Source organism: Herbidospora mongoliensis (assembly GCF_001570545.1).
In the GTDB taxonomy this organism is placed as follows: Bacteria; Actinomycetota; Actinomycetes; order Streptosporangiales; family Streptosporangiaceae; genus Herbidospora; species Herbidospora mongoliensis.
Map to the genome: position 1 here is coordinate 181,069 of NZ_BBXD01000011.1, position 10,905 is coordinate 191,973.

General features: G+C 67.7%; 10 protein-coding genes. 2 read left to right on the forward strand and 8 right to left on the reverse strand.

The window, feature by feature from the left end; genetic code table 11:
• Positions 1-106 precede the first annotated feature (106 nt).
• From AW272_RS12485 to AW272_RS12505, 5 genes are all read right to left on the reverse strand, one after another.
• Positions 107-1,594, reverse strand: coding sequence for a sodium/solute symporter (locus AW272_RS12485; RefSeq protein WP_066363959.1), 1,488 nt, complete (start codon positions 1,592-1,594; stop codon positions 107-109).
• On the reverse strand, positions 1,591-1,959 hold the full coding sequence (locus AW272_RS12490; protein WP_066363961.1) for a hypothetical protein: 369 nt from the start codon (positions 1,957-1,959) through the stop codon (positions 1,591-1,593). Before AW272_RS12490 ends, AW272_RS12485 begins: the two co-directional genes overlap by 4 nt.
• Positions 1,956-2,708 carry a LytR/AlgR family response regulator transcription factor gene (locus AW272_RS12495; protein ID WP_066363962.1) on the reverse strand — a complete coding sequence of 251 codons (753 nt, stop codon included), beginning with the start codon at positions 2,706-2,708 and terminating at the stop codon, positions 1,956-1,958. The genes AW272_RS12490 and AW272_RS12495 overlap by 4 nt, the downstream gene beginning before the upstream one ends.
• A 210-nt stretch (positions 2,709-2,918) precedes the next feature.
• Positions 2,919-4,094, reverse strand: coding sequence for a sensor histidine kinase (locus AW272_RS12500; RefSeq protein WP_218010872.1), 1,176 nt, complete (start codon positions 4,092-4,094; stop codon positions 2,919-2,921).
• 10 nt (positions 4,095-4,104) lie between these two features.
• Positions 4,105-5,472 (reverse strand): cation:dicarboxylate symporter family transporter, encoded by a 1,368-nt coding sequence (locus AW272_RS12505; RefSeq protein ID WP_066363963.1) that lies wholly within the window; start codon positions 5,470-5,472, stop codon positions 4,105-4,107.
• Between the two features lie 113 nt (positions 5,473-5,585).
• Here AW272_RS12505 and AW272_RS12510 point away from each other — a divergent pair, with 113 nt between their 5' ends.
• Both AW272_RS12510 and AW272_RS12515 read left to right on the forward strand, forming a co-directional pair.
• Positions 5,586-7,151, forward strand: a complete 1,566-nt coding sequence (locus AW272_RS12510) for a sensor histidine kinase (RefSeq protein ID WP_066363964.1) — start codon at positions 5,586-5,588, stop codon at positions 7,149-7,151.
• A 100-nt stretch (positions 7,152-7,251) separates the two neighbouring features.
• Complete coding sequence (locus AW272_RS12515; protein WP_066363965.1) at positions 7,252-7,923, forward strand: response regulator; 672 nt, start codon at positions 7,252-7,254, stop codon at positions 7,921-7,923.
• On the opposite strand, the gene AW272_RS12520 is transcribed toward AW272_RS12515, so the two are convergent.
• The 3 genes from AW272_RS12520 to AW272_RS12530 all read right to left on the reverse strand — a co-directional run bounded on the left by AW272_RS12520 (position 7,911) and on the right by AW272_RS12530 (position 10,708).
• Positions 7,911-8,318, reverse strand: a complete 408-nt coding sequence (locus AW272_RS12520) for an HIT family protein (RefSeq protein ID WP_157518507.1) — start codon at positions 8,316-8,318, stop codon at positions 7,911-7,913. The two genes, AW272_RS12515 and AW272_RS12520, sit on opposite strands and share 13 nt — an antisense overlap.
• Before the next feature lie 114 nt (positions 8,319-8,432).
• Positions 8,433-8,951, reverse strand: coding sequence for a hypothetical protein (locus AW272_RS12525; RefSeq protein WP_157518508.1), 519 nt, complete (start codon positions 8,949-8,951; stop codon positions 8,433-8,435).
• Between the two features lie 473 nt (positions 8,952-9,424).
• Entirely contained in the window at positions 9,425-10,708 is a 1,284-nt protein-coding gene (locus tag AW272_RS12530; RefSeq protein ID WP_157518509.1) for a glycosyltransferase family protein, read from the reverse strand.
• Positions 10,709-10,905: the final 197 nt, after the last annotated feature.

Below are 10,905 nucleotides of genomic sequence, written 5' to 3' on the forward strand. Positions count from 1 at the left end.
CCTTCGCCGAGCCGACGAGCAAAGGCGCTCAGTGTTGTACGGCTTGCGCCGAATGGTCCCCTATCCACGACGAACGGCAGCCTTTTCGGCCGACCTCAACTGTCCGTTATGACGACCGTGGACGCCAATCGCCCCGGTCCACGTCAAGTGTCTCGGGTGTGTGGAGACGTACCATCGTGCGCGTCACGTTGGGCGGCACCCGGGCGGGGGTGAGCAGCGAGACGACGACCATGACGGAGAACGAGATCGGCACCGTCCAGGCGGCCGGCTGGGCCAGCAACGCCCCGGCCCACCCACCGTGCGGCCCGCCCACGATGGTCACGAGCCCGGCCACCGCCGCGAGCCCGCCTCCGGCCAGCAGTCCGGCCACCGCGCCCGACGTGGTGAGCCGCCGCCACCAGATGCCGAGCACGAGCAGCGGGCAGAACGACGAGGCCGCCACCGCGAACGCCAGCCCGACGACGTCGGCCACCGGCAGCGCCCGCGCGATGACCGCCAGCCCGAACGGCACCGCGACCCCGATGACGGTCGCCACCCGGAACGACCGCACGCCGTCGGTGAACCGCAGGATGTCCTGCCCCAGCACACCCGCGACCGAGACGGCCAGCCCCGACGAGGTGGACAGGAACGCCGCGAACGCCCCGCCGGTGACCAGCGCGGTCAGCAGCTCCCCCGCGACCCCGCCGACGAGATGCCCCGGCAGCGCCAGCACCACGGAGTCGGGCCCGTCGAGCGGCGGCAGGTAGACCCGGCCGAGATAGCCGTAGATCGACGGCAGCAGGTAGAAGGCTCCCAGCAGCGACAGCACAACCAGGGTGGTCCGCCGGGCGGCCCGTCCGTCGGGGTTGGTGTAGAACCGCACGAGCACGTGCGGCAGCCCCATCGTGCCCAGGAAAGTGGCCAGGATCAGCGAATACGTCGCGTAGACGGGATGTTCCCGCCCGTGCAGCGGCAGCGCCCAGGGGTCGCCCGGCTGGAGCCCCGGCGACCCGTCGGCCCGCCACGCCAGCAGCATGAACACGAGCGGCACGGCCAGCGCAGTCAGCTTCAGCCAATACTGGAACGCCTGCACGAACGTGATCGACTTCATCCCGCCCGAGAGCACGTTCACCGCGACGACGCCCGCGACCAGCAGCCCACCGGCCCACGAGGGCGCCCCGGTGATCGCCCGGAAGACCATGCCGGCGCTCTGGAACTGCGGCATCAGATAGAGCCACCCGATGAGCACGACGAGCACGCTCGACACGCGCCGCACCACCATCGACTCCAGCCGCGCCTCGGCGAAGTCGGGCAGCGTGTACGCCCCCGACCGCCGCAGCGGCGCCGACACCAGCACCAGCAGCACTAGGTAGCCGCCGGTCCACCCGACCGGCAGCCACAGCATGTCCGCGCCGTAGGTGAGGATGAGCCCGGCGATGCCCAGGAACGAGGCCGCCGACAGATACTCCCCGCCGATCGCCGAGGCGTTCCAGAGCGGGGTGACGGTCCGCGAGGCGACGTAGAAGTCAGAGGTGGTCCGCGAGACCCTGACCCCGAACGCCCCGATCAACACCGCCGCGAGCACCACCAGCACGATCGCGACGAGGGAACTCAATCGCCCTCCACCAGCTCGGCGAACCGCCGTTCGTTGCGTTCGGCCGCCCTGACGTACAGCCAGGCCCCGATGACGAACGCGGGGTAGATGAGCCCGGCGAGCACCAGCCACGGCAGCGGCAGCCCCAGCACGACGACCTCGCGCAGCGACGGGACCAGCAGGAACAGTAAGGGCAGCCCCCCTATGACACAGGCCAGCAGCGTGCAGACGAACAGGGCCAGCCGCAACTGCGTGCGGATCAGCGAGCTCATGTAGACCTCGCCGAGCCGGGTCTGCTCGTCGATCTCCCGGGTGACGGGATAGCGGGGCCGCCGCGCGGCGCTCGTGCGCGGGCTGGTGACGGTCTCCCGGCGGGACTTGGTCATTGGTCGGGCTTGGCCCGGCGGGCGCGCCGCACCAGCAGGTCGCGGAGTTCGCGGGTGTGGCGGCGGCTGACGGGGATCTCGGTGTCACCGATGCGGACCACGCAGCGGCCCGAGTCGATGTGCAGCTCGTCGATGTGCTTGACCGCGACGAGATGGCTGCGGTGCACGCGCAGGAACCCCGCCGAGGCCCAGCGTTCCTCGAGGGCGGCGAGCGGGATGCGGACGAGATGACTGCCGGTGGCCGTGTGGAGGCGGGCGTAGTCGCCACGGGCCTCCACGTAACGCACCTCGGTGGAGGCGACGAACCGGGTCACCCCGCCCAGCTCGACCGGGATGGTGTCGCTGGTCTCCGGCTCGGTGTAGGCCTCGCTGCCCGCGCAGACACGCCGGATCGCCTCGGCCAGACGATCGGGCCGCACCGGCTTGAGCAGGTAGTCTTCGGCCTTCAGCTCGAAGGCGTCGACGGCGTGGTCCTCATAGGCCGTCACGAAGACGACCTTCGGCGGACGCGAGAACTGGGTGAGCAACCGCCCCAGCACCACCCCGTCGAGCCCGCGCATGCGGATGTCGAGGAACACCGCGTCGATGGGGCGGCCTTCGGCCATGGCCCGGTCGAGCAGCTTCAGCGCGGCGGCCCCGTCGCGGGCGGTCTGCACCTCGCCGATACGGGGATCGGCGCGCAGGAGATAGGCCAGATCTTCAAGGGCGTGCTGTTCATCATCCACAGCAAGCACCCGCAAGCCGCTCACGTGTTATCCCTTCACTCGATGAGTCCCTAGAGCGTGATAAATCAGCATTTGGAAGTCAATGAATCGTCACAACGAAAACTTTTTCTCTGTTACGGCCCCGCCCACCGGGCCCCGACCACCGCCCCCGGCTCGCACCGTGAGCGGCGCCAACCACTCGCTCCCGGTTCGCCCGGCGACGAGCGATCCATGACCATCCGAGTGGATCGTTCGCTAGCGGACGGCCACCCCCGGCCGGTATTTCGGCATGCGCATGGCGACCTTCGTCCCGGCGCCCTTGCCCGTCTCGACGACCAGCCCGAACTCGTCACCGTAGACCTGGCGGAGCCGCTCGTCGACGTTGGCCAGGCCGACGCCCGTCGCGCGCTCCTCCCCCGCGAGCACCTTTCTGAGGTGTTCGGGGTCCATCCCGAGCCCGTCGTCCTCGACGGTGATCGAGCACTCCGCCCCGGCGTCCTCGGCGATGATCGTGATCCGCCCGACGCCCGGCTTGCTTTCGAGCCCGTGCCGGACCGCGTTCTCCACGAGCGGCTGGATGCACAGGAACGGCACCGCGACAGCCAGCACCTCGGGCGCGATCCGCAGCGTGACCTGCAACTGGTCGCCGAACCGGGCCCGCTCCAGCGTGAGGTAGCGGTCGATCGACCGCAGCTCCTCGGCGAGCGTGGTGTAGTCGCCGTGCCTCCGGAACGAATAACGCGTGAAGTCGGCGAAGTCGATCAGGAGCTCCCGGGCGCGCTCCGGGTCGGTCCGCACGAACGAGGCGATCGTCGTGAGGGAGTTGTAGATGAAGTGGGGCGAGATCTGGGCCCGGAGGGCTCGTACCTCAGCCTCCATGAGCAGCGTGCGCGACCGGTCGAGTTCCGCGAGCGCGAGCTGCGAGTCCACCCACCGCGCCACTTCCTGCACGGCCCGGACCAGACCGGCGGAGGTGTGGTCGCCGTAGGCGGCCAGCGAGCCCACCACCCGCTCGTCGGTGGTGAGCGGGACGACCACCGCGTGCCTGATCGGGCATTCGGGCAGCGTGCAGGAGAGCTGGAGGACCTGGATGCGGCCGTCCGCGAGCGTGCTCTTGGCGTGGTCGAACGCCTCGCGCGCGTGGTGGTCGCCGGTCCCGTCGTAGACCAGCAACTCCTCGGCGTTGGTGATCGCTATCGCCGGTGAACCGAGGAGTTGCCGCAGATGACGTGAAGCCTTCAGCACACCCGCCTGGGTGAGCCCGGCCCGGAGCGGGGGCGCCGCGAGACTGGCGGTGTGCAGGGTCTCGAACGTGGCCCGTTCGGCCGGCCCGCTGCCGAGCTCCCGGCGGCCGCGCAGCACTCGCCAGAGCACGACCGCAGGGACACCGACCAGGGCTACGACCACCAGGACGGCGACCAGGGGCTCCACGTCGCGAACCCTACCGGACCGGTTCGGGAACCTTCTCTTCTGAGACGTTTTCGTGCTCATCGTCCAGCAGCGTGGTCTCGTCGAACGGATCGCGGCCGGAGAGCACCTCCTGAGCCCGTTCCCGGTCGAACTCCCCGGTCCAGCTCCCGATGAGGACGGTCGCGACGGCGTTCCCGGCGAAGTTGGTCAGCGCGCGGGCCTCCGACATGAACCGGTCGATGCCGACGATGAGCCCGACCCCGTCGACCAGCTCGGGCCGGTGCGACTGCAGCCCACTGGCGAGCGTGGCGAGGCCCGCGCCGGTGACCCCGGCCGCGCCCTTGGACGCGATCATCATGAAGACCAGCAGCGAGACCTGCTCACCGAACGACAGAGGAGCCCCGGTCGCGCTGGCCACGAACAGGGTGGCCATCGTCAGGTAGATCGCGGTCCCGTCGAGGTTGAACGAGTAGCCGGTCGGCACGGTGATGCCGACGACCGGACGGCTGACCCCGAGGTGCTCCATCTTCGCGATCAGCCGCGGCAGCGCCGACTCGGACGAGGAGGTCGACAGGATCAGCAGGAACTCCCGCCGCAGATACCCGAACAGCGACAGGATGTTGACCCGCGCGACCAGACGCAGCATCGGCCCGAGCACCAGGAACACGAACAGCAGACAGGTCGCGTAGAAGCTGAGCATGATCACGCCGAGACTGGTCAGCGCGTCGACCCCGGTGGCGCCGACCACCGCCGCCATCGCCCCGAACGCGCCGACCGGCGCGGCCCACATGATCATGGCGAGGATGCGGAAGACGAGCCGCTGGATGTGCTCGATCCCGTTGAGGATCGGCTTCGCCCGCGACCCCATGGCCTGAAGGGCGAACCCGGCGAGCAGCGCGACCAGCAGCGTCTGCAGCACCGACCCCTCGGTGAACGCCGACACGAGGGTGGCGGGGATGATGCCGAGCAGGAACGTGACGGTGTCGCTCTCCCCGCCCTTGGCCGCCTCGGCCGCCGCGGCCTCACGCGCCGAGTCGGTAAGCTGCAGGCCCTGTCCGGGGTCGACGATGTTGCCCACGATCAGGCCGATCGCGAGGGCGACCGTCGACATCACCAGGAAGTATCCGAGGGCGAGCCCGCCGACCCGGCCGACCTTGGCGGCTTTGGCGACCGAGCCGATGCCGAGCACGATGGTGCAGAAGATGATCGGGCTGATCATCATCTTGATCAACGCCACGAAGGCGGTGCCCAGCGGCTTCAGCGCGACCCCGAGGTCCGGGGCGATGAATCCGACGGCGATCCCGGCGACGGCCGCGACGATGACCGCGAGATAGAGGTAACGGGTCTTGTCGCGCCGCTCGGGGGCTGCTGCCTGGGGGGACTCCGCTGGTGCGGACATGGCAATTCACTCTCCCTGGGTTGTTCGATGGGCCGACTATCTGCCCGGGGAGTGACCTGGGTCACTATTGCGTACATTTCGTTCACTGGACTGAGTCAGGAGAGGTGAAGGCGATGCGGCGGTGGAGCCTGGCGCGGCAGATGTTCGCGCTCCAGATCGTCGTCGTGGTGGCGACCGTCGCGGCCGGGACCGTGATGGGCGTGCTCCAGACCCGCGACCTGGTGGCGGAGGACGCGACCGCCGTGACCAAGGCGGTCGCGGTGAGCGTGGCGTCGGCCCCGTCGGTGCTGGCGGCGCTGGGCGGCCCTGACCCGACCGCCCTGCTGCAGCCGTATACCGAGAAGGTGCGTCTGGAGACGGGGGTGGGCTTCATCACGATCATGAGCCCTTCGGGGATCCGCTACACGCATCCGACCCCCGCGGAGATAGGGCGGCAGTACCTGGGCACCATCCCCGCCGCCGGGCAGACGGTCAGCGAGACCTACACGGGGACGCTGGGCCCGTCGATGCGCACGATCACACCCGTACAGGATGCTTCGGGTCAGGTCAGAGGCCTGGTGAGCGCCGGTATAACTGTCGAGAACATCGGCGGCCGCCTCCGGGAGCAACTGGAGGCCGGCGTCCTCGCCGGCCTGCTGGGCCTGGCCGCCGGAACCGCCGGCACCTACCTGGCCGGCCGCCGCCTCCGCCGCCACACCCACGACCTCGGAACCCAGGAACTGACCTTGATGTACGACTACCACGAGGCGATCCTGCACGCCGTCCGAGAAGGATTGTTGCTGGTAGACGGCCGGAACGTGCTGACACTGTGCAACGACGGCGCCCGCGAACTCCTCGGCCTTCCACCTGACGCCGAAGGGAGGCCGGTTGTGGACCTGGGCCTCCCACCCTCCCTCACGGAGTTGTTGTCCTCGGGCGGCGACCGCACCGACGAGATCCACCTGACCGGCGACCGGGTCCTGCTCGTGAGCGTGGCGGCGGTCCGTTCCGGCACCCGATCCCTCGGCACCGTCGTGACCCTGCGCGACCACACCGAACTCCAGGACGTGACGGGCCAACTCGACGCCGAACGCGGCTTCGCCGACGCCCTGCGGTCTGCGGCCCACGAGTCGGCCAACCGCCTGCACACCGTGATCACCCTGGTGGAACTGGGCCGCCCCGAAGAGGCCGTGACCTTCGCGACCGAGGAACTCCAAGCGGCCCAGGAACTCACCGACCGAGTCGTGGCGGCCGTGCGTGAACCGGTGCTGGCGGCGCTGCTTCTCGGGAAGTCGGCGCAGGCGGCCGAGCGTGGGGTGGAACTGTCAATCAGCCCCGAGAGCGAACTCGACGACGTGGGCCTGGACCCGCATGACCTGGTGGCCATCCTGGGCAACCTGATCGACAACGCGGTCGACGCGGCAATGGCCGGCGCGCCACCCGCTCGGGTGGAGGTACACGTAGGGGCGTCTGACTCCTCTTGTGAGATCCGGGTCGCCGACAGCGGACCGGGACTGGATCCGGCCCGCGTCGAGGAGGCCTACCAGCGAGGGTGGACGACCAAGGGCACCGGACGCGGCCTGGGCCTCCCACTGGCCGTCCAAGCCGTGCGGCGGTTGGGCGGCACGATCGAGGTCTCCGCAGATCAGGGTGCGGTTTTCACCGTACGACTGCCCTTGCCGGAGAGGACCGCATCATGAGGCCGACGCTCAAGTGTGAGGGTTCGATCCCCGTCTCCACGAGCGGAAAGGGTCGCGCGATGACTGCGATGCCCCGGTCGTCACAGGAGAGGACCGCAACATGATCTCGGTGCTCGTCGTCGAGGATGAGGAGATCACCGCCGAGGCCAACCGCGTCTACGTGGAACGGGTGCCGGGGTTCGAGGTGGCCGGAGTGGTCAGATCGGGCGGCGACGCGCTGCGGTTCCTGCGGCGGCAGCCCGTCGACCTGGTGCTGCTCGACCTCTACCTGCCCGACATGCACGGCCTGGAGGTGTGCCGGGCGATCAGAGGCGCCGGGATCCTCTGCGACGTCATCGTCATCACCTCGGCCCGCGACCTGTCGATGGTCCGGTCAGCGGTGTCGGCGGGGGTGGCGCAGTACGTCCTGAAGCCGTTCACCTTCGCCGCACTGAACGACAAACTGCGCCAGTACGCGAAGTTCCGCTCCTCGGCCGACGCCTCCGGCGAGGCGAGCGGCCAGGGCGAGGTCGACGACATGCTGGCCACCCTGCGCGGCCCCGGCCGCTCCCACCTGCCGAAAGGCCTGACCCAGCCGACCCTGGAGGCCGTGGTCGCCGAGCTCCGCCGCACCGTCGACGGCCTGTCGGCGGCAGCGGTCGCCGGCTCGGTCGGGGTGTCACGGGTGACGGCGCGCCGCTATCTGGAACACCTCACGGAGAGCGGGGCGGCCAGGCGGCTGCCGCAATATGGCGGGATCGGGCGGCCTGAGCTGGTCTATCAGCTCATCTGAGCGCGGATCTTCGCGGCGTACTCCCGCGCCTCCTCATCGGAGGCGTATTTGGTACGCGGCCAGAAGAAGCCCTTGAGGCCGTCCTTCGGGTTACGCGGGACGACATGGGTGTGCAGGTGCGCGACCGACTGGGAGACGACGTTGTTGAGCGCGACGAAGCTGCCCTTCGCCTCAAGCCCAGTCATGACGGCACGGGTGATGGCCTGAACGCGCTCGAAGTAGGGACCGACCTCGACGAGGTCGAGCAGCGTCACGACGTGAGTCTTCGGCACGACCAGGACATGGCCCTTGAAGACGGGCCGATGGTCGAGGAAGGCGAACACGACGTCGTCCTCGTAGACACCGACGGTGTCCTTCTCGCCGGCCACCATCTCGCAGAACAGGCAGTCGCTCACCCACGCGAGACTAGTTTGTGTCGGATCCGCGTCGTGGCTGGGGGTCACGTCCAGATCTCCAACGGGCGTCGATGTCGGGTCCCGGCCCGGCCGGCCGGGTGCTGCTGCATCGCTCTATTCTGCTCCGGCAACCTGAGGGGGCTCGATTGCGGGACGGTGGATCTGCCGTGCGAACGACGCCAGGGGCAGTACCAGGCAGGTCCGGGCAGACTGCTGGAAAGAGTCCAACGCCGAGGTGTAGGCATCCAGGCTCAGCTGCCATTCCTCTATCGAGCCGTTAACGGCCTCTCGCGCTATCCACTCCAGCCGCCAAACAGCCTTGTTGAGAATGTCGGCGGCATCTATGCAATCCTGGCTGGCGAGCATGACCAGACGTTCATAGGCAGCTGTGCGAGTGTTCTCAAACCGATCCATCGCGGCGATTCCGACTTCCTGGTCGATCGGGCAGGCGATCTCATCCCAACCGCGCCCCTGAGTGAGCTGGCCAGCCACCCGGGCCATCTGAGTGACCGCACCGATATAGTCCGCAAACGCCTCATATCTGCGAACATCCCAGCGGATGAGCATCTCTCTTTGGTTGCGCGCCTTCTCAGCACGTGACGTGAAGACAAAGGAAACGCTTGCGCCGATCACGACTCCTGCGAGAGTCAATATCTGAGCCCACACGCGCCGGCCCCCTTAATGATGGAATGACGACAGTGTGGGCTCATCCCCTCAGGCCAGCAAGGCAAGCGACTTTATCCTAATATGCGTCCTTTATTCCCGTTTCGTCGCCCGCAAGGCGATATCGACAGTGCCCGTAGTCCCGGGACCAGACGCCATCACCACCCAAAACGTGACAATTTCATGATCAAACAAGATTTTCCAGATTTGTATGCCTACTTTTACGCATTGCGGCGCCAGCGTGGACAAGCATTGCGAATACAGGAAACCCTGGAAATGTTGACCGAAATCGGCAGCGAGCACTCCAGCTGCGGGCGAACTGCTCTACGCGGCCTCTCAGCCGAGACGATGGCACCTCCCGAGGCCCCCAGTCGGCGTCCGAACTCACGAGCAGGCCGCGATGCCGGGAAGCGGCACCACATGGCAGGCACGCGACCGATGACTCAGTGCCGACCTCGGTTGACCTCGCTGTCTACTACCTGTGCCACCGCCTGCGCCACGTCGTCCTGGGTCCGATGAAGCCCGACGAACTGGGCATAGCGAGCCAGGGCCGGAGCCATCGAATCACGACGCTCGGCGAAGGCCCTCATCTCGTGGCGCGTCTCGGCGGAGACGGTAAGGTCACCGAGCAACTGGGCACCCTGCTCGGCGCTATCGAACCGGAACTCCGGCCGGGCGCTGAAAGAGCGGTCGTAGGCAGTGGACATGAGCACCGGCGTGCCGGCGCTGTTGGCGATCGCACGTCCTTGACCGTATGACTCGGCGTCCCGGGATTCCGACCGGCTCTCAAGTCGTACTGGACTGACGCAGACATCCATCGCACCGTACAGCTCGGCAGCCTGGACGCCGGTCAGCTCGCCATGGACGCGCACGCAACCATCAAGATCATTTCGTGTCACGAAGGCGCGCATCTGATTCAGGTAAGGCTCCTCGGCGGAGTTCGACCGGCTCGGCAACTGCCACCCGGGCCCGCCGGCGAGCAGCAGATCGTGAGTGCGCCACAGCCCCGAGTCGAGAAAGATCTGGAGTGTGGTCAGCATGGCCTTGTTCACATGGAAATAGTCGATTTGACCAACCAGTGGACGCTCGGCGCGAAGCTGCAAGCCAGCATATGCGGGGTCACGGGAAAGTCGATTCCGTGTCAGCGCGGGGTCGCCAGAGAAGGGCACCGTATCAACCGGAATGCCGTCCGTCACGACTTCCATCCGCTGCGCCAACGCGCCGAAAGAAGAGCGCTGAGCCTCACAGAGGCAGAAGATCGTGACGTCGGCGGCGGCGAGCAATGGCATCGTGTCGACGTTGTCAACCGGACCATTGTGCAGGACTACGGCCGCACGGGAATCAGCCGCTCGGGCGGCGGTCAATGTCTCCCGCAGGACCGGAAGACTGGGGCCCAGCATCAGGACCGCGTCAGCCCGTTCCGCCTCGACAACCCGTCGCACATGATCACCGAAGCGGTCGAGCAGCGCCGTAGTGTCCTCGGCGTATACCTGGGGCGTCCGATCCGGCCGACACCAGGATGGGACCGGTGACAATCCGCGCGTCGTGACAGAGGAACTGAAGTCACTGTCGGCGGAGGCAACGGGCACCACATCACAGCCGAGCGCTGTCAACATCCGCACCAGCCGCCAGGCGACCCTTTCGACGCCTCCGTATCGCATTTCGGCAGGATTTTCGCATGCGACCGCCGGTGGAGCCACCACGATGACTTTCGCTGCACTCACCATGTCTCCTCGGAAGAGGATCACCGTATTACACAAAGATAGACAGTGCCGGCTCCGCACCAGGGTATGACGAGCCCCCTCGCGAATCGGACCGTGCTACTTCAGCCATACTGAAAGCTGGCAGCAGAGTCCATGGCAAGCTGCGGCAGGAGCGTGTGTCGGTCATTTGACCGACAGCCATAGCTGGGTGTGCGCGTCAT

Bases quoted from the DNA above. Each gene is read 5' to 3' on its own strand.
- AW272_RS12490 (WP_066363961.1), bottom strand. From the start codon at position 1,959: ATGACCAAGTCCCGCCGGGAGACCGTCACCAGCCCGCGCACGAGCGCC.
- AW272_RS12515 (WP_066363965.1), top strand. From the start codon at position 7,252: ATGATCTCGGTGCTCGTCGTCGAGGATGAGGAGATCACCGCCGAGGCC.
- AW272_RS12510 (WP_066363964.1), top strand. From the start codon at position 5,586: ATGCGGCGGTGGAGCCTGGCGCGGCAGATGTTCGCGCTCCAGATCGTC.
- AW272_RS12505 (WP_066363963.1), bottom strand. From the start codon at position 5,472: ATGTCCGCACCAGCGGAGTCCCCCCAGGCAGCAGCCCCCGAGCGGCGC.
- AW272_RS12530 (WP_157518509.1), bottom strand. From the start codon at position 10,708: ATGGTGAGTGCAGCGAAAGTCATCGTGGTGGCTCCACCGGCGGTCGCA.